The sequence below is a fragment of the Streptomyces sp. NPDC020379 genome (assembly GCF_044387105.1).
Taxonomy (GTDB): Bacteria; Actinomycetota; Actinomycetes; order Streptomycetales; family Streptomycetaceae; genus Streptomyces.
On record NZ_JBIRVR010000017.1, the window covers coordinates 73,471 to 98,320 of the forward strand.

Sequence of the window (24,850 nt, forward strand, 5' to 3'; positions counted from 1 at the left end):
CGTAGCCGTCGAAGCACATGTCGAGCACGCAGTGACGGCAGGCAGGAGCCGTTCAAGGGCCTGCGTTACGAAGCCGGCATCGACGAGTTGCCGACCGGCTAGATTGAGAAGCAAGACGCCCTCAGGATCCTGCGCTTCCTCACCTCTGGCTCGAGCGTGGGCCACTCGTCGGACATCCTCGAACAACCCTGGCCCCTGGCGTTCTGCCAGCGACGTGAGGGGGCCCTCGTTCAGAGTGATGACCAGTTGGGCCCCCTGCTTCGTCGCCGCATCAGTCCATCGCAAGATGTCAGCGTCGTCGACAGAGGCCGCATCACGAACGAACACCCGATGGTCAGGCGCCAACAACGCAGGTGATGTTGAGCCTGCTTCGGCCTCTCGGCGGGGCCTACACAGGTCCAGAGCTGTGGCGAGCAAGTGGCTCTTGCCGTCACCAGCGTTTCCAGTGATCACGACGTGATCACCAGAGTCAAGTGCCGCGGCAACGACATCCACGAGCGGATCGGCCACGTTGAGGAGCCGCCGGACCTCTCTCGGCCATGAGTCGGCGTAGACCTCCCCCCGCTTGAACAGGGCGGTGAGAGTACTCGTCGCTGTCGTTCCGGTAATGGCGCTCTCCATAGGTGTCAGACGCGGTATCTCTACCCGGACACGCTACAGAAGATCACTGACAGTCGTGCTTCGTTTGGTCAAGCCCGTCACAGAGCCAGTGCCAGTTGCTCATGTGTTGGCTCGTCTGTGGGCTCGTCCTCCAGAACGGTGTCGTCAGGCCCCAGTTCGCGCAGGAGACCGGCGAGTTCGTCTACGAGGTCGGGCGTGCGACGAGCGACCCCGGCCAGGTCCCCACTCCGAGTGCGAACCCATCGGTCCCACCACTGGTGGGCCAACTCGTACTCGGTGGCTCCGGTCACGTTGCCGCCGGCCTCCCAGCCCAGCAGCACGGCGCCTGGGTCCGCTACGAGAGGCAGGGCGTACAAGGGGCGCCTAGTGTCGTGACGCCTGAGGTCTGGTAGCCCCAATGCAGACAAGGCCTTTCCGATCGCTCTGAAGCGGGCACTCGCACCCTCGCCAAAGGTGCGAGTGATGTGTGAATAGCCGTCAGACGCGGTGTTATACGAATCGATGGCGTCGATCGTATCGGCGGCGACATGGAATGAACCAAAGCCTCGGGTCTCACCGATACGAACCCAGCGCCGATCGCCACTGCTTGCCCTGTTGTATTGCGAACTGTGTCCCGGGTAGAGACCGCTCGTGAAGACAACAAGCGGTCCAGGGTTGGGAATCAGGTCCCTCACTTCTGGCTTGTAGACCGTTGCGGCGATCTGACCCAACGGCCTGTCTCTGCCCCACGCGGAGAGCACCACTTCACTACCGGCGACCGCAGCAGCCAATTTTCCAGCCCGGATAGGGCCAAATGGAGGCGCGGCACCACAAACACTCATTTCCAGGGCGACGAAACCCATGTGGTAATGCCAAATTTTCCGGAGTCCAGCGTCAACAAGTCGACGAGTGGGCAGGCTAGCTCGCAACAAGGCAACTGGATCGGCGGCCTTCAAGCATTCATCAATGCCAGCCAAGCCCAAACTGAGCTCTGCTGCGGTCTCTGCACGCTTCGTCTGAGCCAGGAGAAGCTTGGCGTTTTCCCCTTGCTTGTTCTTTCGCGCGTCGTTGTATGCCGCCCGAGATTTAGCTGCTTCCTTCTGAAGTGCCTCCGCTTGGGCTTTCCCGCCCTTGAGGTCGAGATCTTCAGGCAATCCGAGCGGGTTCACGGCGCTGAGAAGCTTGACGAGAGTGTTAGATGTGGAAAGCAAACGCTCTTGCGCGTCGGGCCCGGTACCAAGTCGGTCGACGAATCCGCCAGGCCCTCCATCCGCACTCCTGGAAGTGAGGCCAAGCCACGAATCCCTGCAACGGATCTCCGGCACCACGTTCCGGAACTGCGCGACCCCAAGCGGAGTATCCGGGAACCGTCGGTCCGTGAGGAGAACTGATACTTCCCGCCCAGGAGCACTCGCGTCCGGTGTCATGGACCACGTCGAGCGGACAGCTCTCCATAGCATGCGGCGCTCCCCTTGCTGCGCCACGTTCAACTCCAACTCCGGTGGCCCCTGGGAGAGTTCAGCAAGGCAGCCGTCGGCATAGTAATCAGACTTGACTACAGCAGCCAGGGACCGAGTAAGCGCCTTTCGCTGCCCGGGCTCCCGAAGTGCATTGGTGCGTGCCTGTCGATAGAATTTCTGAAGAGATTGCCTGCGCCCCTCTTCTGTGAGATTCCCAGCCTCGAGAAGGGGCGCCAAAACAACTCGCTCATCCTGCTTAAGAGGAAAATATCCAGAATCGACGTAGTCGCGAAGGATCAGGAGTGAAGCGCGAAACGCCTTGTCCGTGACCGTATCGCCATTGAATTCACTCACGGCCTCGTTCAGGCGCTCTCGGATCCGACTCTGGGGAAGCCCCGTGAGTGATTTGGCGACCTTTTGGAAGTGAGGCTCAAGCAGCCCTAGGGCTTCGGGTTCAAATTCAACAAGCTTGTTGACTGGAATCTTCAGTTCCTTGCTGTCACCCATGCAACCAGGGTAGCTGCTCAGAGCTTCGCTTGGGAGCGTTATCGAGCGAGGCGTGTGGCCATTCGCTTCCTCACCTCGCACGGCGCCCGCCGCGAGTCGCGTCCCCTTAGCCTGGGCGTTCAGTGGTCTCCTCCGATCATGCGCTGCGACTCTCCGCCGCAGCGTGAAGCGTACCGGGAGGTCGGGACATCGTGGACCACAGTGCTGCCTACCTGCGAAAACTTCGGCCGCAGTAATCGCTGCTGCCCCTGCCAGCAGGCATGGAAGCTCGATGGCTAGGTCTCGACGACTAGGCGGGGAGTCGAGGCCGCTAGCCATGTGGACCGCGTCGCTGTCCGGACAGTCTGCGACCGCATCCTACTTCCAGGCGGGCGAGCCGGCCCGCGAGCAGGCGTCAACGTGTCGCTTCCCGCGAAGACTCCGCTCGAACGACAGGGTGGATAACGTACTGAGTCAGGCACCACCTCTGCAGGGCAAGCTATCCGCTGTCCGCGACCTCGCCGCTGTGTGTGCCCACCCTGCCGCGCGGATGGTCGCCTGACAGTTACTTGGTAATCAATCCGTCCTTGTCCAACCATTCTTCGGTGATGGCCCTTGTGATATTAAGCAAAAACAACACGCTTGCTCAGGCGAATCTCCCATCGGCGATCACGTTTCAGCCGCTGCTGATTTGTCAGCCCATCGCTGGCAATCCCCCGTGCTCCAGATAGATTGTCTGATCGGCCGCCCGTGCCTGGATGGCGGCGACGATTCGGCGCGCCAGGCGAGGGATAGTGAGATCCGCTACCTGATCAGCGTTGTGGAAGTCGTAGCCGCGGAGCTCGTCGGCTTGCAGTGCGATCTGGCGGCAGTCATCTGCGCTCAGCCGACCGCCGTCGAAGAGGTAAAGGACCTTGTCTCCCTCGCCCGGGTGCGGTGCCCAGTCCACGACGAGGAGGCGACCGATGTGCGGTGCGATGCCGAGTTCCTCCTGGACCTCACGCACGCAAGCTTGCCGGGGGGACTCCCCCTCCTCGACGTAGCCCCCGGGGATGTCGCGGTAGTCCTTGTAGGACGGCTCGACGAGGAGGACTCGGTCGGCTTCGTCGAAGAAGAGAGCGCCGGCTGCCATGCGGGGGCGGGCCATCTTCGCTTCGTGCTCGTTCTCGCTCACGGATCGGACTCTAGCTGCCCGCGACGATGCCCAGTCTGCGGGCCAGGTCTGCGACGGGATGGGCAGGCCGGCCCCTGGTGCCGCGTATCCAGCCGATCACCAGTTCCCGGCTCAGGTAGTGGTGGCGCACCTGCTCGGGGGCAGCCTGTTCTGCTTCCAGCAAGACGGCCAGGGCTTCGTCAGTGCGATTCCAGGAACTCAGCGCCCTGGCGACTTCGAGGCTGTGCCGTACGCGCCGCTCCACGGGCAGGCCGGTCGTATCGATTCGTGAGCCCAGGTCCGCGGCAATCTGGATGTCGCCGAGTTCGCCGGCGGTGGCCACACAGTGGATCGCCACGTTGGTCGGGCCGAAGGCCGTCCACATGTGATTGGCGTCAGCGCCAAGCCGTTGCGCGGTCTCGTTCGCCTCGCGGAGGAAGGTCTGCGTGGTCGCCCGGTCTTCTGCCCGTGCGGCGGCCATCGCGCCTGCGAGGAACAACGTGCCGTACACCGAGAGGTAATCGTCGTTGGCGTTGCTGAGCTCGGGCTGCATGACGGCTGCCGCGTCGTTCACCAGTTGGACCGCGGCTCCTGGCTGCATCCGGAGACGGTATCCGAGGCCTTCCGGCGGATCCTGGCGACGACCGATCTCCCTCCGATCAGCCTCCGGGACCTGCGGCACGTGGCAGCGACCCTGACGCACGCCGGCGGCGGCGACCTCCACACGATCAAGGAGACCTTGCGGCACTCCACGATCACGCTCACTTCGGACACATACACGAGCCTGCTGCCCGAGGTGGACAGGGCTGCAGCCGAGGGTGCTGCCCGGGTCGTACCCCGGGCTCGGCAGGCAGTGGGCTCAGAAACCGCCGCTCACGCATCGCTCACGCACGAGGGGGTAAACGACAAGATGCCCCGACCCGGCAAGACCGGGCAGGGCACCAAGCTGGCAGGTCAGAACGTTTCTGCTGACCAACCCTGCGGTGGGGCGGGTGGGACTCGAACCCACGGCCGACGGATTATGAGTCCGCTGCTCTAACCGGCTGAGCTACCGCCCCGTTCACGGCGCGTCGCGCACATCTGTGCGCGCCGTCTGCCGCAGCATAGCCGCTCATACGATCTGCTGCCCTGGTGGGGCCTTTTTGCGTGACCTACCTGACCATGAGGACTTCGATCACGCCGGGTTGGTTCCCGCCCGGACGCAAAAAAGGACCCCTGAGGGGTCCTGATCCGCTGGCTCCCCCGACTGGACTCGAACCAGTAACCTGCCGATTAACAGTCGGCTGCTCTGCCAATTGAGCTACAGGGGATCGCGCTCCCCCGACTGGACTCGAACCAGTAACCTGCCGGTTAACAGCCGGCTGCTCTGCCAATTGAGCTACAGGGGATTGCTGCGTGTGCCTCGAATGCTCTGCCGTCCGGTCTTCCGGGCGGCGTGCGCTCGCTGCGACACATACATTAGCGCAAGCAGGGGGGTGCTCCGCCAATCGGTACCTCGGGAGTGACCTTCGCACCCGGGGGGTAGGCGCGGAGCACAGCCCGGCGGCCCCCGTGAAACGCGTGGGGCGCGAGGGATCCGAGGGAAGGGTGGAGCGGGATGCGCTACCGGCTGACGTTCATCGTCGGAGCAGCCGTCGGGTACGTGCTCGGCGCACGGGCCGGCCGCGAGCGGTACGAACAGCTTCGGAAGGGAGCGCAGCGGGTCGCCCAGAACCCCGCCGTCCGTAATACGGCGGAGTCCGCCGCGCAGAACGGCCGGGCCATGGCCGCCCGGGCCTTCGACAAGGTCGGCGACAAGATGGGCGACAAGATGCCGGGCGCGATCGGCGACCGGGTCCGCTCCCTGCGCGAGCGCGGCCAGGGCAACGACGACGACTGGGGCACCAGCAACACCTGACCGGATGAGGGCCGGAGCACATCCGTTTGGCATCATCACCGCATGGGCATAGTCGCCGGGCTGGACAGTTCCACCGAGAGCACACGGATCGTCGTCTGCGACGCGGACACGGGGGCCGTGCTCCGTCAGGGGTACGCACCGCACCCCTCGACCCCCGAAGGTGATCCACAGGCGTGGCTGATGTCGCTCGGCGACGCCGCCGCGGGCGGGCTGCTGGAAGGCGTGCAGGCCATCGGCGTCTCCGCTCAGCAGGGACTCATCGCGCTGGACGCGGGCGGCGTGCTCGTACGGCCCGCGATGCTCGGCAACGACAAGCGGATGCAGCCCGCGGCGGCCGATCTCACGGACACGCTCGGCGGCCGCGCGGCCTGGGCGCAGGCCGTCGGGTCCGTGCCCCAGCCCGGTCAGGTGCCGGCGAGGCTGCGCTGGCTGGCGCGCAACGAGCCGGAGTCGGCGACGCGGACGGCCGCGGTGCTCCAGCCGCACGACTGGCTGGTCTGGCAGCTGCTGGGCCGGCCGGTGCGGCGCACGACGGACCGCGGCGACGCCTCCGGCACCGGCTGCTGGTCGGCGGCGACCGGCTCCTGGCGGCCGGATCTCGTGGAGCTGGCCCTGGGCCATCCGGTGACGCTGCCCGATGTGCTCGCCCCCGCGGAGCCCGCCGGGCACACCCCCGAGGGACTGCTGATCTCCGCGGGCACGGGCGAGACGATGGCCGCCGCCTTCGGGCTCGGCGTCGGCGCCGGCGACGCGGTGATCTCCCTGGGCGCCTCCGGCTCGGTCTTCGCCGTGCACCACGAGGCGCTCGTCGACCCCACCGGCATCATCACCTCCTTCGCGGACGCGACCGGCATGCACCTGCCCGTGGTGCACACCCTCAACGCGGTCCGGGTGCTGCGCGGCACCGCCGAGCTGCTGGGCACGGACCTCGCGGGCCTGTCCGAGCTGGCGCTGCGCTCCTCGCCCGGGTCGTACGGCATGGTGCTGCTCCCCTATCTGGAGGGCGAGCGCACCCCGCACCTGCCGCACACCGCGGGCTCCCTGACCGGGCTGCGCCGGGAGAGCATGAAGGCCGAGCACCTGGCGCGGGCCGCGTTCGAGGGGATGCTCTGCGGGCTCACGGACGCCCTCGACGTGCTGCGCACACGCGGGGTGCGGGTGCGGCGGGTGTTCCTGCTGGGCGCCGCGGCCGAGCTGCCCGCCGTGCAGGCGATCGCGCCGTCGCTCTTCGGCGCGCAGGTCGTCGTCCCGCAGCCCGCGGACTACGCGGCGCTGGGCGCGGCGCGGCAGGCGGCCTGGGCGCTCGGCGTCCAGCACGGCACGCTGTCGCCGCGGCAGCCCCCGCTGTGGCCCGCGGCGGCCGGCCAGGTCTTCGAGGCCACGGGCGAGGAGATGCCGGTGGGGCAGGCGGTGCGGCAGCAGTACGTGACCGTGCGCGAGCAGACCCACCCCGGGGCGTTCCAGTAGGCGATCCCGTACGCCGGCGGACGGCGCGCGGCTCAGTCCAGATAGCCGCGGAGCTGGTCCGCGAAGGCGTGGTCGCGGAGCTTGTTGAGGGTCTTGGACTCGATCTGGCGGATGCGTTCGCGTGTGACGCCGAAGATCCGGCCGATCTCCTCCAGGGTGCGGGGGCGGCCGTCCGCCAGCCCGTACCGCAGTTGCACGACCTTGCGCTCGCGCTCGCCGAGCGTCGAGAGGACGGCTTCCAGGTGCTCGCGGAGCAGCAGGAACGCGGCCGACTCCACGGGTGAGGTCGCGTCGCCGTCCTCTATGAGGTCGCCGAGGGCGACGTCGTCCTCCTCGCCGACGGGCGCGTGCAGGGACACCGGCTCCTGGGCGAGGCGCAGCACCTCGCTGACCCGCTCCTGGGTGAGGTCGAGCTGGGCGGCGACCTCCTCGGCGGTGGGCTCGTAGCCCTGCTCCTGGAGCATGCGGCGCTGGACGCGGACGACGCGGTTGATCAGCTCGACGACATGGACGGGGACGCGGATCGTCCGCGCCTGGTCGGCGAGCGCGCGGGACATGGCCTGGCGGATCCACCAGGTCGCGTATGTGGAGAACTTGTAGCCCCGGGCGTAGTCGAATTTCTCAACTGCCCTGATCAGGCCGAGGTTTCCCTCCTGCACCAGGTCGAGCATGGTGAGGCCGCGACCGATGTAGCGCTTGGCGACGGAGACGACCAGGCGCAGGTTCGCCTCGATCAGCCGGCGCTTGGCCATCCGGCCGAGGACCACCAGGCGGTCGAGATCCAGGGCGAGTTGGGTGTCGAGGTCGGGGGTGTTGCCCAGCTTCTCCTCGGCGAAGAGACCGGCCTCGACGCAGCGGGCCAGGTCCACCTCCTCGGCCGCGGAGAGCAGCGGGATCCGGCCGATCTCGCGGAGGTACTGGCGGAAGAGGTCGGAGGACGGGCCGCCGGTGTCGGCGCGGGCCGCCTCGGCGTGGGAGGCTTCGTCGGCGGCCTCCGCACCGCCGGACTCGGTGGCGGCTCGGGCGGCCGGTGGCGGTCCCGGCTCGGGGCCGGGGGCCGGTGACGCCTCGCCGGAGAGGCTCTCACAGCCGGGCGGCTCGGCCTGCTGCGGCACGGCGGGGGCCGTATCGGCCGGAGAGCGGGTCGGCGTCTGGGGCCGGGTCGGGGTCCGGGTCTGCACGGGGGCGACCTCCAAGGTGATCGCTGCCGGTTCGGGGGGTGGCATGCGACGAAGGGGCGGCAGCGGCCGGGCCGCCGTCCGTCCCGTGGTTCAAGGGCGACTTCGCGGAGGTTTCCGGGTCCCTGCGACCGGACCAGGTACCGCCCACCAGTGTGGGGTACGACACAGGTCCGCCACGAGGGGCGTGCGGGCACTTTCTGAGTCCGCTTCGTGACCTGGGGTTACGAGGGGAGGGTGCCTTACGGGCCGAGGGCCGGCCCGGGGAACCACATCCGCCACATCAAGCCCGTGCGGCAGCCGAGGACGCGCCCGAAGGGCGCTCCGCCGCGGGCGCGACGAACCCGCGGACGGCAAACCCGCGGGCGAAGACGAACCGGCACCCGGAAGGGGCCCGCGCTACAGCGCGGCCGCGCCGCGGTCCTTGAGCGCCCGACCGTACTGCTCCAGCACCCACAACTCGTTCTGCACGGCGGCCAGATGCTCCGGCGCGGCGTCCGCGCCCAGCCGGACCAGGCTGCCCTGGACCTCCCTGACGCGCCGCTCCACGGCCCGCAGGCGGACCTGGACCAGCTGCATCCCGGCGTAGATGTCGTCGACGCTCTTGTGCCGGATCGCCTCGACGGCCAGCTCCGTGACCAGCGCGCGGACGGTGTCGTCGGGGGCCGCGTCCCGCACGCGCGTGAGGTAGTCGGCGGGGGCGTCGGTGACGCCGCCGGCCTGCTCGATGGCGCGGCGGACCGCCACATACGGCTCGGCGGTGAACTCGTCCTCGCCGTAGGCGTCGAAGGCGGGGGCGACGAGATCGGGGCGCTGGAGGGCGAGCTTCAGCAGCTCACGCTCGGTGAGCTGGGCCGGGCTGCGGAGGTTGAGGGCGGGGCCGCGCGGGCCGCGGGGGGCCGCCGGCTGGGGCGCCGCGGCGGCGGCGCGGTGCGTACGGCCCTGGTCGGGGCGGTTGCCGCGCTCGCGGGCCCAGCGGGCGAGCTGGCCGACGCGCATGACGACGAACTGTGTGTCGAGGATGCCGAGCAGCCCGGCGAGGCGCACCGCGTACTGGTGGCGGATCGAGCTGTCCTTGATGCCCGCGACGATCGGCGCGGCCTCCTCCAGGGCGGCGGCCTGCCCCTCGGGGGTGTCGACCTCGTGCCGCTTGACCACGGAGCGGATCGCGAACTCGAAGAGGGGGGTGCTGTCCTCGACGAGCCGGCGCACGGCCTCGTCGCCCTGGTCGAGACGGAGCTCGCAGGGGTCCATGCCGCCGGGGCTGACGGCGATATTGGTGCCCGCGGCGAACTTCTGGTCGTCCTCGAAGGCGCGCAGGGCGGCGCGCTGGCCGGCGGCGTCGCCGTCGAAGGTGAAGATGACCTTCGAGCGGGAGTTGTCCATCAGCAGCCTGCGGAGGATCTTGACGTGGTCGGCCGCGAAGGCGGTGCCGCAGGTGGCGATGGCGGTGGTGACCCCGGCGAGGTGGCAGGCCATGACGTCGGTGTAGCCCTCGACGACGACGGCGCGGCTGGTCTTGGCGATGTCCTTCTTGGCGAGGTCGATGCCGTAGAGGACATGCGACTTGCGGTAGAGGGGGGTCTCGGGGGTGTTGAGGTACTTCGGGCCGTTGTCGTCGTCGCGGAGCTTGCGGGCGCCGAAGCCGATGACCTCGCCGGTGATGTCGCGGATGGGCCACATCAGGCGGCCGCGGAAGCGGTCGATGGGCCGGCCGTTGCGGCTGTCCTGGGCGAGGCCGGAGAGGATCAGCTCCTTGTCGCTGAAGCCCTTGCCGCGCAGGAAGCGGGTGAGGTGGTCCCAGCCGGCCGGGCTGTAGCCGACGCCGAAGTGCTGGGCGGCGGCCTGGTCGAAGCCGCGCCCGGCGAGGAAGGCCCGGCCGATCTCCGCCTCGGGGCCGTCGAGCTGGTCGGCGTAGAACTTCGCGGCGTGCTTGTGCGCCTCGACCAGGCGGATGCGCTCGCCCTGCTGGCGGCCCGGGGTGTAGCCGCCCTCCTCGTAGCGCAGGGTGATGCCCGCCAGGCCGGCGAGCCGCTCGATGGTCTCGGCGAAGGAGAGATGGTCGATCTTCATGACGAAGTCGACGGTGTCCCCGCCCTCCTGGCAGCCGAAGCAGTAGAAGAGCCCCTTGGCGGGGCTGACCTGGAAGGACGGGGACTTCTCGTCGTGGAACGGGCACAGGCCCTTGAGATTGCCGCCGCCGGCGTTGCGGAGCTGGAGGTATTCGGACACGACGGAGTCGATCGGGACCGCGTCCCGGACCGCCTTCACGTCGTCATCGTTGATCCGTCCTGCCACACGGGAATTCTACGGCCGGGACTCCGCCGCTCGGGCCCGGACCTCCGGCGCTCACGGGGCGAGCAGCGACTCCAGCGGGACGGACGGGTCGGCCAGGGCGTCCGCGTCCAGGCGGGTGCCGGAACGGATGAGGGCCTGGATCGTCTCGGTGACATCCCACACATTGACGTTCATGCCCGCGAGGAGGCGCCCCTCGGACAGCCAGAAGGCGATGAACTCGCGCTTGCCGACGTCCCCCCGGCAGACGACCTGGTCGTACGAGCCGGGCGGGGCGTAGCCGGAGTATTCGAGGCCCACGTCGTACTGGTCGGAGAAGAAATAGGGCACCCGGTCGTAGACGACCTCCTGCCCGAGCATGGCGCGGGCCGCGGCGGGCCCGCTGTTGAGAGCGTTGGCCCAGTGCTCGACGCGCAGCCGGGTGCGCAGCCAGGGGTGCTCGGCGGCGGCGACGTCACCGGCGGCGTAGATGTCGGGGTCGGAGGTGCGCAGGGAGGCGTCGACGGCGATGCCGCCGCCGTCGGCGCGGTCGACGAGGGCGAGCCCCGCGGCTTCGGCGAGCGCGGTGCGCGGGGCGGCGCCGATGGCGGCGAGGACGTCGTGGGCGGGGTGCTCCTCGCCGTCGTCGGTGCGGGCCGCGAGGACCATGCCGTCGTGCCCGGCGATCTCGGTGAGGCGGGCGCCGAAGTGGAAGCGGACGCCGTGCTCGCTGTGCAGGTCGGTGAAGAGCTGGCCGAGCTCGGGCCCGAGCACGGTGTGCAGCGGCGTGGGCTCGGGCTCGACGACGGTCACCTCGGCGCCGTAGCCCCGGGCGGCGGCGGCGACCTCCAGGCCGATCCAGCCCGCTCCGGCGATGACGAGGTGGCCGTTGTCGCGGCCGAGGGAGGCGAGGACGCCGCGCAGCCGCTCGGCGTGGGAGAGGCGGCGCAGGTGGTGGACGCCGGCGAGGCCGGTGCCGGGGATCTCCAGGCGGCGGGGCTCGGCACCGGTGGCCAGCAGCAGCCGGTCGTAGTGGATGCGGGTGCCGTCGCCGAGGCGCACGGACCGCTCCTCGCGGTCGAGGTGGACGGCCGGCTGGCCGAGGTGCAGCTCGATGTCGGCCTGGGCGTACCAGGCGGGCTCGTGGACGAAGACGCTGTCGCGGTCGTCCTGGCCCGTGAGATACCCCTTCGAGAGCGGCGGCCGCTCGTAGGGGTGGTCACGTTCGTCGCAGATGAGGATCACACGCCCGGTGAAGCCCTCCGAGCGGAGGGTCTCGGCGGCCTTCGCGCCGGCCAGGCCCCCTCCGACGATGACGAACGTCTGGTGTGCGTCGACCACTTGCTGCCTCCTCGCTGCCACGCAGTGCGTCTGCGCTACCGCCCCCGGTCGAAAGCCCGTGCAGAGGGTCCCGCACGGAGTGTGCCGCCGGAAGAGGGACTACCCCGGACGGGTCAGTACCCGCATGGTGCGGGGGAAGTGCTCGGATTGTGTGGACATTCGGTCACCCTTTTGCCACAGTCCCCGCCCCGGTGAGCCGGGCGAGGAGCGTGCGCGCGGAGACGTCGGTGAGGGCGGCGATCTGGTCGACGACGGCGCGCAGCCGTCCGGCGTCGTCGTGCGCGGCGGCGAAGAGGGAGCGGAACTGCGGGTCGAGCCCGTCGGGCGCGCGGGCGACGAGCGCCTCGGCGAGCCCGGCGATGACGACGCGCTGGTCGGCGCGGAGCTTCTCCTGGTCGGGGCGCTGCATCACGAAGCGGTCGGCGACGGCCTTGAGGACGGCGCACTCCAGGCGGGTGGCGCGGGGCACGACGAGCTCGGCGCGATAGCGGGTGAGCGCGCCGGGGCGGTGCCCCCAGGCGGCGCGGGTGGCGGTCTCGGCCGCGAGACAGAACCGGCCGATGAGCTGGCTGGTGGCGTCCTTGAGCCGGGCCTGGGCGACGGCCGAGCCGTCGTAGCCGTGCGGCCACCACTCCTGTTCGAGCAGCCGGTCGAGGGCCTCGGCGAGCTCCTCGGGCGCGGCGCCCGGGGCGTAGCGGCCCGCGGCGACGGCGAAGACCTCGCCGCGCTCGGGGCCGGCGAGGAGCACGTTCGGGTCGAGGTGGCCGGCGTGCAGGCCGTCCTCCACATCGTGGACGGAATAGGCCACGTCGTCGGACCAGTCCATGATCTGGGCCTCGAAGCTCTGTCTGTGCTCCGGGGCGCCCTGCCGCAGCCAGGTGAAGACGGGCATGTCGTCCGGATACACCCCGAACTTGCGGGAGTCCGGGTCCGTGGGGTGCCCGCCGCGCGGCCAGGGGTATTTGGTCGCCGCGTCGAGGGCGGCCCGGGTGAGGTTGAGGCCGACGCTGCACAGCTCGCCGTCGCGGGGGACGAAGCGCTTGGGTTCGAGGCGGGTGAGCAGGCGCAGCGACTGGGCGTTGCCCTCGAATCCGCCGCAGGGCGCGGCGAATTCGTTGAGCGCCTGCTCACCGTTGTGCCCGAAGGGCGGGTGGCCGAGGTCGTGGGCCAGGCAGGCGACCTCCACCAGGTCGGGGTCGCAGCCGAGGGCCGCGCCCAGCTCGCGGCCCACCTGCGCGCACTCCAGGGAGTGGGTCAGGCGCGTGCGCGGGCTGGCGTCCCACGCCTGGCCGCTGACGCCGGGGGTGACGACCTGGGTCTTCCCGGCGAGGCGGCGCAGCGCGGCGGAGTGCAGGACGCGCGCCCGGTCGCGCTGGAAGGCGGTGCGCCCCGGGCGCTTGTCGGGCTCGGGCGCCCAGCGCTCCAGGTCCGATGCCTCGTATCCGGCGATGCCGGGCTGTTCCTTGGCCGTCCGTGCTGTGCCGTTCATACCCCCGACGGTAACCGCCGGGTGTGACAGCGGCGATGGAGGGCCGTCCCGCGGGAGGGGTTCCGGCCGCCGCGTGGAACCGGCCGGGCCGCGGTGGCGCCGATCCATGCCGACGGAAAGGTGTTCGAGATGAAGCCGATGGGCCGGCCGCTGCCGCGTACGACAGTGGGGCGGCGGCGCGCGCTGTGGGCGGCCATGGCGGGCTGCCTGCTCGCGCCGGCCCCGGTCACGTGGGGGTACGCCTCGGCGACCCCTCGGGTACGGAGCCTCGCCGATGTGCCGGACGCCCCGGTGGCCATGGTCTTCGGCGCGGGACCGCGGGACGGCGAGCCGTCCCCGTATCTGGCGCACCGCCTCGACGCCGCGGTCGAGCTGTACCGCGCGGGCAAGGTCAAGGCGGTGCTGGTGACGGGTGACAACAGCGGCGCGGCTTACGACGAGCCGGACGCGATGCGCGCCTGTCCGACGGCGCGCGGCATGCCGGACAGCCGTGTCGTCAGCGACTTCGCGGGCTTCGACACCTGGGACTCGTGCACGCGCGCGGTGCGGGTCCGCAGGGTGCGCGAGGCGGTGCTGATCGGTCAGGGCTTCCCCATCCGGCGGGCGCCGGCGCTGTGCGGGGCGGCGGGCATCGAGGCGTACGGCGTGGGCGCGGCCGCCGACGCGCACGACCTGAGCTGGTACGCGGGCGGGGCCCGGGAGGTCCTCGCCGCGGGCAAGGCGGCCGTGGCGGCCCCGGTCCGCCCGGGCCCCCGCTTCCTGGGCCCACGGGAGCCGGGCCTGTCCAGGGCGCCGCGGGAGGAGCGCTGACCGTACGGCCGGGCCACCGGAGCCGCTGGCCACCGCGCCTAGCGACTGGGGTCGCGGTTGTTTATGGCGTCGAGGTAGAGCTTGAAGATCTCGTCGTCGTTGATCGGGCTGTACGAGATCTGCGAGCTCGTGTCCCCGTCGGGGCCGCCTCCGTTGAGGCCGCCGAGCACGCCGACCAGGTCGCCCGTCTTGCTCTTCTCGTCGAAGTGCATCAGCCACGGGCTGCCCGAGGTGCCGGAGTAGAAGCCGTCGCAGCGCATCTTCAGCTGCCGGTAGTTCTCCAGGCGGCTCGTCATGGCCGTGCAGCGGATCGCCTGGTCGGCGGGGTCGTCGTCGGCGTCGGGGTAGCCGATGACGGTGACGCGGCCGGTGTAACCGGGCGTGCGGACGAGCCGGTTGGCGCCGGTGACGCGTTCGAGCCGGCGGCCCAGCGCGTCCGGTTTGACGGTGGCGAAGGCGAAGTCCAGGTCGGAGCCGTCACCGCTGTCGGTGCGCCGCGGGTCGGTGAAGGTGCGGTCGACCGCCCAGACGCCGTACGGCTGCTTGTCCGCGCCCGTGCGGTAGTCCGGCACGAAGGCCGCCTGGTCGCCGAAGGAGCAGTGGCCCGCGGTGATGATGAGGTTGCCCTTGGGGCTGTGCACCACACTCGCCGTGCAGTGGTGGTCCTTCATGTCCTCGCCGACGTAGAACAGCACGCCCACCGACGGCACCCCGTCGAAGTGCCGGGCGCTGCCGCTGATCTGCTGGGCCTCGGCGTCGGCGTCCTTGCCGGAGGAGCCGTCGGAACCGCTCCCCGACGACGCGGACATCCGCGCGGGCCCCCAGAACCGCCGGGCCTCCTCGCTGGACCAGCTGCCGTCCCGCGCGTGGCCGCCGGCGCCCTTGGGCACCGCCGCCGCCAGCGTGACGACATAGAGCCCCGCGAGCACGGCCCGGCCCCACCGGGCCCGGCGCCACCGGGAGAAACGCACGTACACCCCCACCGCGTCAGGAAGGTCGTCGCCAGGCTAACCGCAACTGCCCGGATGTGGCCCACGCCGGATCTATTTTCGTACAGCCGGATGACACACGATCGGGCATAAGGCCAGCGTACGAATGGGCTGTGAGACCTCCTCGGAGGCGTCCCCCGGCGCGCCGCGCGACGCCTGCCGTCACCCGCCCCACTGGTCGTAGCCCAGCTTGCAGAGCAGGGACACCACGACGACGACCAGCACCACCCGCACGAACCCGCTCCCCCGCTTCAGTGCCATCCGGGCGCCCACCGCGCCACCGGCGAGGTTGAAGAGGGCCATGGGGGCGGCCAGTTGCCAGATCACGGACCCCTGGAGCGAGAACGTCACCAGGGCCCCCACATTGGTGCAGACATTGACGATCTTGGCCGTGCCGGAGGCGGTCACCAGGTCCATGTGGAGGGTCGCGACCAGCGTGAGGACCAGGAAGGTGCCGGTGCCGGGGCCTATCAGCCCGTCGTAGAAGCCGATGCCCAGGCCCGCCACGAGGATCGCGGTCAGCATCCGGCGGCGCGTCACCGAGGCTCCCGTCGCGAGCTCCGTCACGCCGAAGGTGGGGCGCAGCAGCACGAAGGCGAGCACCGCCAGGAGGATGGCCATGATCAGGGGGCGCAGCACGGCGCTGTTGATGCCGGAGGCGAAGAAGGCGCCCGCGAGGGAGCCGCCGAGGGCGGCGAGGCCGATCCGTAAGGCGGTGCGCAGGTCCAGGGCGGCCCGTCGGGTGTAGGCGACGGCCGCCGCGGCCGTACCGCAGATGGCGACGGCCTTGTTGGTGCCGAGGACGTGGGCGGGGGCGACGGTGGGCAGCCCGACGAGCAGGGCGGGGAGCTGGATGAGACCGCCGCCGCCGACCACCGCGTCGACCCAGCCGGCCGCGGCCGCGGCGAGGCAGAGGAGTATCAGCGTCGTCAGCGGCATGTCAGGGCTCACGTGCGGATGCTACGAGTCGGTCAACTGACCGGCGGCGCCGGGTCGGTGACGGCCCGGCGGCCGCGCGTCGGCGCCCGCGGCGGGGCCTGTTCCCCCGCCCCGCCCTTTCCCGGAGCGGGCCGCCCGTACGCCGCCCGGGCGAATGGCACGGCCGCGCGGGCCGCCGTCCCCTACGCTGGTGGCTCCCCGGAGCACTCACGCGCAGGAACGGTGGACGTGAACGGCTGGAGCGCGAGCGACATCCCCGACCAGAGCGGCCGCACGGCCGTGGTGACCGGCGCCAACAGCGGCCTGGGCTACGTCACCGCGCGGGAGCTCGCCCGCCGGGGGGCGAGGGTGGTGCTGGCCTGCCGGGACGCGACGCGCGCCGAGGCGGCCGAGGAGCGGATCCGGGCCGAGGCACCAGGGGCGGACGTGCTGTCCGCCCCGCTGGACCTCGCGGACCTGGCGTCGGTACGGGGCTTCGCCGAGCGGTTCCCGGACGAGCGGCTCGACCTGCTGGTCAACAACGCCGGGGTGATGGCGCTCCCGGAGCGCAAGACGGTCGACGGCTTCGAGATGCAGTTCGGCACGAACCACCTCGGCCACTTCGCGCTGACCGGCCTGCTGCTGCCCCGGCTGCGGGCGGCCGGACGAGGGGCGCGGGTCGTCACCGTGTCCAGCCTCCTGCACTTCCTGGGGACGGTCGACCCGCGCGACCCGAACATGGAGCACCGCTACCGCCGTTGGACCGCCTACGCCCGCTCCAAGAGCGCCAACCTGCTCTTCGTGCACGAGCTGTCCCGGCGGCTGGCGGCGGAGGGCTCGCCCGTGGTGGCCGCGGCCGCGCACCCCGGCTACGCGGCGACGGCCCTCCAGACGAAGGGGGCCCGGATGGAGGAGCGGGCCTGGCTGGAGCGGCTGTTCGAGGTGCTCAACCGCACGGTGGCACAGAGCCCGGAGGCGGGCGCGCTGCCCACGCTCTACGCGGCGACGGCACCGGAGGCCGGGCCGGACGACTTCTTCGGGCCGGGCATCCCGAGGCGTGCCCCGCGGGCACCTTGGACGCGGGACTCCCGGGCGAGCGCGGGGCTGTGGGCGGCCTCGGAGCGGCTGACGGGCGTCACCTACGCCTGGCGCTGACCGCCCGGGCCTCACTCCAGCCCCGCCTCCTTCAGCAGCACCCGTGCCACCTCCTCGTCCACGCGCCGCCCCACGCACGCCAGAGGAGTCACCCCCTCGCGGAGCAGCCCTTCGGCGCGGGCGCGGCGGACGCCCGCTTCCAGGTGGTGCCACAGAAGGGGGTTGGTGACGAGAACCTCGGGGTCGAGCTCGACCCGGCCGCCGCCCACGTCGCGCAGGACCAGCCGCGGGGTGATGCCGTCCGAGCGCCGCACCCGGGTGAGCAGGTCGGTGCGTACGCGCCGCTCACGCAGCAGCCCGCGCGTGGCCAGCCAGCCGTCCCCCGCGGTGACCCGCTGTGGCATGAGCACCGCGAGGAGGAGGGCGCCGAGCGCCACCCAGCAGCAGCCGCGGAGCCCGTCGAGCGCGCCGCGGACGAGGTCGATGCCGGTGAGGGCGCCGGTGAGCGCCACGCCCGAGCACCACGCCGCCCGCGCCTCGCGCCGCCAGTTGCGGTCGTGGGCGAGGACCGCGCCGCCCGGCGGGGCCGTCGTCCGGGGCCGGTGCCGCTCCCGTCCGGAGCCACGCTGCCGCGAGGCGTGTCCACCGCTTCGTACCCGCAAGGGCTGTCGCCGTCCCATGGTGGTGACGCTAGAACCGCCGGGGCGACGGGTCGTCGGATGTTGATGCCACGCTGACGGCCGGCGGCCGGACCCTGACGCATCGCTGACACCGCCCGGCCCCGCGTATCAAGAAGGCGTGAGGATCCGGCCGGGCGGCGCCAAAAGACCGCCAAGACCGCGCGCGGGCGGCTGAAGGCGGGCGCACGCTGGCCGTCCCACGTCACGGAGGTACGACAAAAGATGTCCATGGTGGCCAATACGGACGAGCGCGCCGGGGCCGGCGAGGAACCGCCCGATACCGGCGCCGAGGACCGGCACCGGCTGACCGCCACCCAGGGCCTGGCCGCCCTGTCGCTCGACGCCATGGCGTCCGTCGCGTACGGACCCGAGTCGATCGTGCTGGTGCTGGCGGCGGCGGGGGCGTACGGACTCGGCTTCACGCTCCCGGTCACAGTCGCGATCGCGGCGCTGCTGGCCGTGCTCGTGGCCTCCTACCGGCAGGTCATCGCGGCCTTCCCGGACGGCGGCGGCTCCTACGCGGTCGCCAAGCGGCACCTCGGGCGGCGCACCAGCCTGGTGACCGCCGCCTCCCTGGTGCTGGACTACGTCCTGAACGTGGCGGTCTCCGTGACCGCCGGTGTCGCGGCCCTCACCTCCGCCTTCCCCTCCCTCTACGCCGACCGGCTGTGGATCTGCCTGGCCGTGCTGGCCCTGGTCACGGGCGTGAACCTGCGCGGCATCGTGGAGTCGGCCAAGTGGTTCATGGTGCCGACCGCCGTCTTCATCGGCTCGATCCTGACGATGATCGTGGCGGGGCTGCTGCGGGACGCCCCCGCGAGCACCGAGGCCGCCGCCGGGCACGCCTCCGCGCTCGCGGGCAACGCCACCGCCGTCGGCGCCCTGCTCCTGCTGAAGGCGTTCGCCGCGGGCTGTTCCGCGCTGACCGGCGTCGAGGCCGTGGCCAACGCCGTGCCGTCCTTCCGCGCCCCGGCCCCCCGGCGGGCGCAGCGCACGGAGGTCGCGCTCGGCGCGCTGCTGGGCGCCATGCTGATCGGCCTGTCGGTGCTCATCGGCCGCTTCCACCTCCAGCCGGTCGAGGGCGTCACCGTCCTCGCCCAGCTCGCGGACGCCTCACTCGGCCACAACTGGGCCTTCTACGTCGTGCAGTTCGCGACCGTGGTGCTGCTGGCGCTGGCCGCGAACACCTCCTTCGGCGGGCTGCCCGTGCTGATGGGCCTGCTGGCCCGGGACAACTACCTGCCGCACGTCTTCGGCCTCAAGGCCGACCGCCAGGTGCACCGGCACGGCGTGCTGGCGCTGGCCGCCGTCTCCGCCCTGCTGCTGGTCTTCTCCGGCGGCGACGTCAACACCCTGGTGCCGCTCTTCGCCATCGGCGTCTTCGTCGGCTTCACCATCTGCCAGGTCGGCATGGTCCGGCACTGGCGGCAGGAACGTTCCCCCAAGTGGCGCGGCAAGGCGCTGATCAACGGCTTCGGCGCCGTGCTCACCGGCGTCTCGGCCGTCGTCGTCACCGCGACGAAGTTCGCCGAGGGCGCCTGGCTGATCGTCCTCGCGCTGCCGCTGATGGTGGCGGTCTTCGAGGCCGTCCACCGCGCGTACGGGCGGATCGGCGACCGGCTCGGTCTTGGCCGGGTGCCGGAGCCGCCGCGCCGCTGCCACTCCCTGGTCGTCGTGCCGGTCTCCTCGCTCTCCCGGCTGACCAGCAAGGCGCTGACGGCCGCCGTGTCGCTCGGCGACGAGGTGGTGGCCGTGACCGTCGCCCAGCCCGACGCCGAGGGGCGGCGGGCCGCGGAGTCGCTGCGCCGCGACTGGGAACTGTGGAACCCGGGCGTCGACCTCGTCGAACTCCCCGCGCCCACGCGGGCGCTGGGCGGTCCGATCGTCTCCTACGTCCGCGACCTCACCGACCGGCACCCCGACAACCGCGTCACCGTTCTGATCCCCGAGGTCGAGCCGGCGCATGTGTGGCAGCGGCTATTGCAGAACCAGCGGGGGGCGGTGGTCGCTCACGCGGTGCGGCGCGATACGGATGCGGTGATCTGCCGGTTGCGCTTCCGCGTCGGGGAGTAGGGGGCAGGGGGTAAGGGGTACGCCTGCGGCGGGCTTCTCCCCCTACCCCGCCCCTTCCCGAAACTGGGGGGCAAGCCCCCAGACCCCCGCAACACGGCTTCGCCGCGTTGTCCTCAAACGCCGGACGGGCTGATGTTCAGCCCGTCCGGCGCTTGAGGACGCGGCCGCAGGCCGCTGGGGTCCTTCGGTCTCCCCCACGCGCCCTGTCGTAATCCCCCGCCATCGCTGATCGTTGAGCCGTACGGCCAAGCCGAGAGCGAGGGGACGAGATGGCGATCAGCCGCAGACGACTCCTGACAGGCAGCGGAGCGCTCACGCTGGCGAGCGCGCTCGCCGCGTGCGGCGACAACACCGGCCGCGGCGGCGGCGCCACCGTGGAGCAGTGGTACCACCAGTACGGCGAGGCCGGCACGGAGCAGGCCGTGCGGCGCTACGCGGCCGCGTACAAGGACGCCCGCGTACGCGTCCAGTGGCGCCCCGGCGCCTACGACCAGCAGCTCGCGGCCGCGCTGCTGACCACCGCGGGGCCCGACGTGTTCGAGGTCAACGGGCCGACGCTGGACCAGATCCGCGGCGGCCAGGTCGTCGACCTCACCGACCTCGTCAAGGACGTCCGCGCGGACTTCCACCCGGCGGCCCTCGCGCCCAAGGTCCACGACGGCCGGGTGTGGGCCGTCCCGCAGGTCGTCGACACGCAGGTGCTCTACTACCGCAAGAGCCTGCTGGAGAAGGCGGGCGTGCGGCCGCCGGGGACCCTGGACGAGCTGGTCGACGCGGCGAAGCGGCTCACGGACTCCCGCACCAAGGGCCTCTTCCTCGGCAACGACGGCGGCGCGGGCGCCCTGGGCGGCACGCCCCTCTACGCCGCGGGCCTGTCCCTGGTCACCGAAGACGGCAGGCCCGGCTTCGACGACCCGGCCGCCGCCCGCGCCCTCGGCAAGCTCCACCGGCTCTACGCCGACAAGTCGTTGCTGCTGGGCGCGCCCGCGGACTGGTCCGACCCGTCCGCGCTGGCGCAGGGGCTCACCGCGATGCAGTGGTCCGGGCTGTGGGCGCTGCCCGCGGTGCGCAAGGCGCTGGGGAACGACTTCGGGGTGCTGCCGTTCCCGGCGGACGGCCCGGCGGGCAAGCCGGCCGTGCCGGTCGGCGCGTACGGCTCGGCGGTGAGCACCCGGAGCAGGCGGCGGGACGCCGCCAAGGCGTATGTGAAGTGGCTGTGGGTCGACCGCACCGATTTCCAGGAGGACTTCGCGCTGTCCTACGGATTTCACATACCGGCCCGTCTGTCGCTCGCCGCGAAGGCGGACCGGCTGAAAGAAGGCCCGGCGGCCGAAGTGGTGCGCTTCACGGCCGATCACGGCTATGCGCAGCCGCTGTTGTGGACGGTGGCGAGCGCGACCGCCTATCAGGACGCCCTCAGCCGCATCATCAAGGACGGCGCCGATCCCGAGCGCGAAGTGCGAGGGGCACTGAGCACGACGGAGGACGAACTCCGGCGCGTACGGAAGAAGTCCTGAATGGCCGCCCCGGGCACGACCCGACGGCGTTTCACCCCACGCGAACGGAATCAGACCATCTGGTTCTGGATTTTCGTCGGCCCGTTCGCGCTGGGTCTCGCGCTCTTCACCTATGTGCCGCTCGCCTGGAGCGTCTGGCTGAGCTTCTTCGACGCCCACAACACCGTCTCCCCGACGCACTTCATCGGCCTCGGCAACTACACGGCGGTGCTGGGTGAACCGGCTTTCCGCTCCTCCCTGGTGACCTTCACCGTCTTCACCGCCTTCATCGTCCCGGCCACCTATGCCCTCTCGCTCGGCCTGGCCCTCGCGGTGGGCCGGCTGCGCTTCGCGCGCGCATTCTTCCGGTCGGTTTTCTTTCTGCCGACCGCGTGCTCCTATGTCGTCGCGGCCCTGGTCTGGAAGCTGTCGATCTTCAACGGGGTGCGGTTCGGGCTGGCCAACACCGTCCTCGGCTGGTTCGGCACCGACCAGGTCGCCTGGCTGTCGACCACCGACCCGCCCTGGTACTGGCTGGTGCTGGTCACCGTGCGGCTCTGGCTCCAGACGGGCTTCTACATGGTGCTCTTCCTCGCCGGACTCCAGCGCATCCCGCCGCAGCTGTACGAGGCCGCGGCCGTCGACGGCGCCCGGCCCGGCTGGCAGACCTTCCGCCACATCACCTTCCCGGCGCTGCGCGCCACGTCGGTCGCGGTGGTGCTGCTGCTCGTCATCAACGCCTTCCAGGCGTTCGACGAGTTCTACAACCTCCTGTCGGACGCCCGCGGTTATCCCCCCTACGCCCGGCCGCCCCTGGTCTACCTCTACTACACGGCGCTCGGGCAGGGGCAGAATCTCGGCCTGGGCAGCGCGGGCGCCGTGGTCCTGGCGCTGATCATCGCGGTCGTGACGGTGGCACAGGCCCGCTGGTTCGGCCTGGGCAGGCGGGAGGCGGACGGATGAGGCGTACGGACGACGGCCTCGTACGGGCGGGGCGGGCGCTGCGGCTGGTGCTGCTGATCGCGCTGGCCGCGCTGTTCCTGATCCCCTTCTACCTCCTGCTGCGGAACGGGCTGGCCACCGAGGCCGACATCACCGCGCCCGGCTGGACGTTCTTCCCGCGCGAGCTGCGCTGGTCCAACCTGCGGGAGCTGTTCGACGACCCGAGCGTGCCGATGGCGCACGCGCTGCTCAACTCCACGCTGATCGCGGTGGCCACCACGGCGGGCACCCTCCTGCTCGCCTCCCTGGCCGGCTACGGCCTCGCCCGGATCCCCTACCGGCACGCGAACGCCGTCTTCTACGCGGTCCTGGGCACGCTCATGGTCCCGGCGGCGGTCACCTTCGTACCGTCCTTCGTGCTCGTCTCCTCGCTCGGGTGGATCTCCACGCTGCGCGGGCTGATCGTGCCGACGCTCTTCAGCGCCTTCGCCTGCTTCGTCTTCCGCCAGTTCTTCCTGGGCTTCCCCCGGGAGCTGGAGGACGCGGCGCAGGTGGACGGCCTGGGCCCGTGGCGTACGTACTGGCGGGTCGTCGTGCCCAACTCGCGCCCGGTGTTCGCGGCGGTGGGCACGATCGTCTTCATCGGCGCCTGGAACGCGTTCCTGTGGCCGCTGGTCATCGGCCAGGACCGCGACGCGTGGACGGTGCAGGTCGCGCTGTCGACCTTCACGACGGCGCAGACCGTCAACATCCACGAACTGTTCGTCGCGGCGGCCGTGTCGATCGTGCCGCTGCTGGTGGTCTTCCTGGTGCTTCAGCGCTACATCGTGGCGGGGGTGGAGCGCTCGGGGATCGACGGCTGAGGACCACGCGCCCGGCCCGGCCGGGGGCCCGGGGGTCATCCCCCGGGAGACTGCAGCATCGTGGCGGGGGTGGAGCGCTCGGGGATCGACGGCTGAGGACCACGCGCCCGGCCCGGCCGGGGGCCCGGGGGTCATCCCCCGGGAGACTGCAACATCGTCGCCGGGGCGGAGCGCTCGGGGATCGACGGCCGAGGGCGGCGGGACGGCTGCGGGGCGCGGTGGCCGCCGCGCAGCAGGGCCGCGCCCAGTGGCGTGAGGGTGTGCATCACGGCGCTGCCGTTGCGCAGCGTCAGCACGAGGCCCGCCTCCCGCAGCACACCGGCGTGCTGGCTGGCGGAGGCCGCCGACACCCCGACGCGGCGGGCGAGTTCGCTCGTGGTGCAGCCGCCGCCGATCGAGCCGAGCACGGCCGAGCGGGTGTGCCCGACGAGCTTGCCCAGCGAGCGCGGCGGTGCGTCCACGGGCGGCGAGGACTCCGCCATGTGCCGGACGGGATAGACGAGCACGGGCGTGAGGTCGGGGTTCTGATAAGTGACCGGCGTCCGGCGGCAGAAGAAGGAGGGAACCAGCAGCAGGCCCCGCCCGTTGAGATGGACATCGCGGTCGACGGGATAGTCGGCCTCCAGCACGGGGGCCCGCCAGCGCATCATCGGCGGCAGCGAGGAGAGCAGCGCGTCCGCGCCGCCGTCGAGCAGGGCCCGGCCGCGAACCGCGCGGTCCCCCTCTATCTGGGCCTGTATGTGGCTCCAGTAGGGCGCGACGGCCGCCTCGTGGTAGGCGTGCAGCGCGCCCGTCAGCTTGGCGAAGGCCCGCGAGTCGCCCTCCGCCATGGATCGTATCCAAGCGGGGAGCGTGCGGACGGTGGAGAGCCGGCCCAGCTCCCGGTGCACCCGGTCGGGCGGCGTCTCGCGCAGTGCCTGCATGCCCGAGTCCAGACCGAGTACGCCTTCGGGGGGCGTCAGGAAGTCCGGAAAATAGCCGCGGGAGGGAACCAGCGGGGCGAGAAGCCGAGTTTCACCATTCAACCGGGCCCGGGTTTCCGATCGCCAATCGCCGAAGATCGACTCGCCTTGTTTGTCCCGGAGACGGTGCAGACTCAAAACGGTTTCCCAGAGTGCGTCCGGGTCTCCGGCCAGGCGCAACCGGGCCAGATCGAGTCCAGTGAAATGGACGCGTAGCACCAAACCCCCACATGAGACATCCGCAACCACCCCCCGCTCACTGAGTATGCACACCGATACGAGCTGTTACCACGTCCTTTTGGCCACAGTTGAAAGGACTCGCGGGGAACGTCGCGGAAGCGAAATGCTATTCACGCACTCGGGGCCGCCCCCGCTCGTTCCCGTGGGGGGTGGCGAGCGAAAAAGCGGCCGCTGAGTATGCGAGTTGCCGCCCGAGCCGATGCGGGCGGCAACAACTCCCGGTGGGGGAGTAAAGAGGGGCGGCGCTCCCGCACGGGCGCCGCCCCTCCGCCATGTCGCCGTCCGGCGCGGGCCCGGGTGCGCTGTGGTGCGGTACGCGTTACGTGCGGGTTACCCCGGGACCTCGCCGGATCGCCGTCCGGCGCGGGCCACGGTCCGCCGCGGTGAGGCCCGCCTCACGCGCACCTCGCCCCGGGACCTCGCCCCGGACCCCTTGT

At 71.2% G+C, this 24,850-nt stretch carries 18 protein-coding genes, 3 tRNA genes and 1 pseudogene; 9 read left to right on the forward strand and 13 right to left on the reverse strand.

All coding sequences use genetic code 11. The features are described from left to right. Nucleotides 1-698: 698 nt before the first annotated feature. Together ACH427_RS22095 and ACH427_RS22100 are read right to left on the reverse strand one after the other, a co-directional pair. The gene (locus tag ACH427_RS22095) at nt 699-2,567 is read right to left on the reverse strand and encodes a Druantia anti-phage system protein DruA (RefSeq protein ID WP_398871624.1); all 1,869 of its coding nucleotides are present in this window, start codon (nt 2,565-2,567) and stop codon (nt 699-701) included. A 673-nt stretch (nt 2,568-3,240) separates the two neighbouring features. After that, complete coding sequence (locus ACH427_RS22100; RefSeq protein WP_398871626.1) at nt 3,241-3,720, reverse strand: NUDIX domain-containing protein; 480 nt, start codon at nt 3,718-3,720, stop codon at nt 3,241-3,243. A 565-nt stretch (nt 3,721-4,285) separates the two neighbouring features. Here ACH427_RS22100 and ACH427_RS22105 point away from each other — a divergent pair. Further along, nucleotides 4,286-4,564 (forward strand): annotated as a pseudogene (locus ACH427_RS22105) (site-specific integrase); the annotation flags it as partial. 119 nt (nt 4,565-4,683) lie between these two features. Here ACH427_RS22105 and ACH427_RS22110 read toward each other — a convergent pair. From ACH427_RS22110 to ACH427_RS22120, 3 genes are all read right to left on the reverse strand, one after another. Next, nucleotides 4,684-4,757 (reverse strand) — tRNA-Ile (locus ACH427_RS22110). A gap of 176 nt (nt 4,758-4,933) precedes the next feature. After that, a tRNA-Asn gene (locus ACH427_RS22115) sits at nt 4,934-5,009 on the reverse strand. A gap of 5 nt (nt 5,010-5,014) precedes the next feature. Continuing rightward, nucleotides 5,015-5,087: transfer RNA gene (locus ACH427_RS22120), tRNA-Asn, on the reverse strand. 209 nt (nt 5,088-5,296) lie between these two features. Between ACH427_RS22120 and ACH427_RS22125 the strand changes: the two genes are divergently transcribed. Together ACH427_RS22125 and ACH427_RS22130 are read left to right on the forward strand one after the other, a co-directional pair. Continuing rightward, nucleotides 5,297-5,596 carry a YtxH domain-containing protein gene (locus tag ACH427_RS22125; RefSeq protein ID WP_398871628.1) on the forward strand — a complete coding sequence of 100 codons (300 nt, stop codon included), beginning with the start codon at nt 5,297-5,299 and terminating at the stop codon, nt 5,594-5,596. Between the two features lie 42 nt (nt 5,597-5,638). Continuing rightward, nucleotides 5,639-7,063: an FGGY family carbohydrate kinase gene (locus ACH427_RS22130; RefSeq protein WP_398871630.1), complete on the forward strand. Its 1,425-nt coding sequence runs from the start codon at nt 5,639-5,641 to the stop codon at nt 7,061-7,063. Between the two features lie 32 nt (nt 7,064-7,095). Here ACH427_RS22130 and ACH427_RS22135 read toward each other — a convergent pair whose 3' ends face one another. From ACH427_RS22135 to ACH427_RS22150, 4 genes are all read right to left on the reverse strand, one after another. Further along, entirely contained in the window at nt 7,096-8,289 is a 1,194-nt protein-coding gene (locus ACH427_RS22135; RefSeq protein ID WP_398871632.1) for an RNA polymerase sigma factor, read from the reverse strand. A gap of 351 nt (nt 8,290-8,640) precedes the next feature. Next, nucleotides 8,641-10,539: a DNA primase gene (gene dnaG, locus ACH427_RS22140; RefSeq protein ID WP_398871634.1), complete on the reverse strand. Its 1,899-nt coding sequence runs from the start codon at nt 10,537-10,539 to the stop codon at nt 8,641-8,643. 51 nt (nt 10,540-10,590) lie between these two features. Beyond that, nucleotides 10,591-11,856 (reverse strand): NAD(P)/FAD-dependent oxidoreductase, encoded by a 1,266-nt coding sequence (locus tag ACH427_RS22145; RefSeq protein ID WP_398871636.1) that lies wholly within the window; start codon nt 11,854-11,856, stop codon nt 10,591-10,593. A 163-nt stretch (nt 11,857-12,019) separates the two neighbouring features. Beyond that, nucleotides 12,020-13,345, reverse strand: coding sequence for a deoxyguanosinetriphosphate triphosphohydrolase (locus tag ACH427_RS22150; protein WP_398871638.1), 1,326 nt, complete (start codon nt 13,343-13,345; stop codon nt 12,020-12,022). Between the two features lie 138 nt (nt 13,346-13,483). On the opposite strand from ACH427_RS22150, the gene ACH427_RS22155 reads away from it, so the two are divergent. Continuing rightward, entirely contained in the window at nt 13,484-14,155 is a 672-nt protein-coding gene (locus ACH427_RS22155; RefSeq protein ID WP_398871769.1) for a vancomycin high temperature exclusion protein, read from the forward strand. A 38-nt stretch (nt 14,156-14,193) separates the two neighbouring features. Here the strand turns inward: ACH427_RS22155 and ACH427_RS22160 are convergent, their stop codons facing one another. Then, nucleotides 14,194-15,126, reverse strand: a complete 933-nt coding sequence (locus tag ACH427_RS22160) for a trypsin-like serine peptidase (protein ID WP_398871640.1) — start codon at nt 15,124-15,126, stop codon at nt 14,194-14,196. Between the two features lie 180 nt (nt 15,127-15,306). Further along, nucleotides 15,307-16,083 carry a TSUP family transporter gene (locus ACH427_RS22165; protein ID WP_398871771.1) on the reverse strand — a complete coding sequence of 259 codons (777 nt, stop codon included), beginning with the start codon at nt 16,081-16,083 and terminating at the stop codon, nt 15,307-15,309. A gap of 228 nt (nt 16,084-16,311) precedes the next feature. Between ACH427_RS22165 and ACH427_RS22170 the strand changes: the two genes are divergently transcribed. After that, nucleotides 16,312-17,217 carry an oxidoreductase gene (locus ACH427_RS22170; RefSeq protein ID WP_398871642.1) on the forward strand — a complete coding sequence of 302 codons (906 nt, stop codon included), beginning with the start codon at nt 16,312-16,314 and terminating at the stop codon, nt 17,215-17,217. 11 nt (nt 17,218-17,228) lie between these two features. Here ACH427_RS22170 and ACH427_RS22175 read toward each other — a convergent pair whose 3' ends face one another. Next, nucleotides 17,229-17,837 (reverse strand): hypothetical protein, encoded by a 609-nt coding sequence (locus tag ACH427_RS22175; protein WP_398871644.1) that lies wholly within the window; start codon nt 17,835-17,837, stop codon nt 17,229-17,231. Between the two features lie 228 nt (nt 17,838-18,065). On the opposite strand from ACH427_RS22175, the gene ACH427_RS22180 reads away from it, so the two are divergent. The 4 genes from ACH427_RS22180 (at nt 18,066) to ACH427_RS22195 (ending at nt 23,211) form a co-directional block, all read left to right on the forward strand. Continuing rightward, nucleotides 18,066-19,910, forward strand: coding sequence for an APC family permease (locus ACH427_RS22180; protein WP_398871773.1), 1,845 nt, complete (start codon nt 18,066-18,068; stop codon nt 19,908-19,910). 269 nt (nt 19,911-20,179) lie between these two features. Then, nucleotides 20,180-21,427, forward strand: coding sequence for an ABC transporter substrate-binding protein (locus tag ACH427_RS22185; protein WP_398871646.1), 1,248 nt, complete (start codon nt 20,180-20,182; stop codon nt 21,425-21,427). Further along, nucleotides 21,428-22,369, forward strand: a complete 942-nt coding sequence (locus ACH427_RS22190; protein WP_398871648.1) for a carbohydrate ABC transporter permease — start codon at nt 21,428-21,430, stop codon at nt 22,367-22,369. Continuing rightward, nucleotides 22,366-23,211, forward strand: coding sequence for a carbohydrate ABC transporter permease (locus tag ACH427_RS22195; protein WP_398871650.1), 846 nt, complete (start codon nt 22,366-22,368; stop codon nt 23,209-23,211). The genes ACH427_RS22190 and ACH427_RS22195 overlap by 4 nt, the downstream gene beginning before the upstream one ends. A 131-nt stretch (nt 23,212-23,342) precedes the next feature. Here the strand turns inward: ACH427_RS22195 and ACH427_RS22200 are convergent, their stop codons facing one another. Further along, nucleotides 23,343-24,392, reverse strand: a complete 1,050-nt coding sequence (locus ACH427_RS22200; protein ID WP_398871652.1) for an ArsR/SmtB family transcription factor — start codon at nt 24,390-24,392, stop codon at nt 23,343-23,345. Nucleotides 24,393-24,850 lie beyond the last annotated feature (458 nt).

Coding starts and splice junctions, on each gene's coding strand:
- ACH427_RS22155 (WP_398871769.1), top strand. CDS start 13,484: ATGGGCCGGCCGCTGCCGCGTACGACAGTGGGGCGGCGGCGCGCGCTG.
- ACH427_RS22185 (WP_398871646.1), top strand. CDS start 20,180: ATGGCGATCAGCCGCAGACGACTCCTGACAGGCAGCGGAGCGCTCACG.
- ACH427_RS22165 (WP_398871771.1), bottom strand. CDS start 16,083: ATGCCGCTGACGACGCTGATACTCCTCTGCCTCGCCGCGGCCGCGGCC.
- ACH427_RS22150 (WP_398871638.1), bottom strand. CDS start 13,345: ATGAACGGCACAGCACGGACGGCCAAGGAACAGCCCGGCATCGCCGGA.
- ACH427_RS22130 (WP_398871630.1), top strand. CDS start 5,639: ATGGGCATAGTCGCCGGGCTGGACAGTTCCACCGAGAGCACACGGATC.
- ACH427_RS22195 (WP_398871650.1), top strand. CDS start 22,366: ATGAGGCGTACGGACGACGGCCTCGTACGGGCGGGGCGGGCGCTGCGG.
- ACH427_RS22180 (WP_398871773.1), top strand. CDS start 18,066: ATGGTGGCCAATACGGACGAGCGCGCCGGGGCCGGCGAGGAACCGCCC.
- ACH427_RS22125 (WP_398871628.1), top strand. CDS start 5,297: ATGCGCTACCGGCTGACGTTCATCGTCGGAGCAGCCGTCGGGTACGTG.
- ACH427_RS22190 (WP_398871648.1), top strand. CDS start 21,428: ATGGCCGCCCCGGGCACGACCCGACGGCGTTTCACCCCACGCGAACGG.
- ACH427_RS22095 (WP_398871624.1), bottom strand. CDS start 2,567: ATGGGTGACAGCAAGGAACTGAAGATTCCAGTCAACAAGCTTGTTGAA.
- ACH427_RS22135 (WP_398871632.1), bottom strand. CDS start 8,289: ATGCCACCCCCCGAACCGGCAGCGATCACCTTGGAGGTCGCCCCCGTG.
- ACH427_RS22175 (WP_398871644.1), bottom strand. CDS start 17,837: ATGGGACGGCGACAGCCCTTGCGGGTACGAAGCGGTGGACACGCCTCG.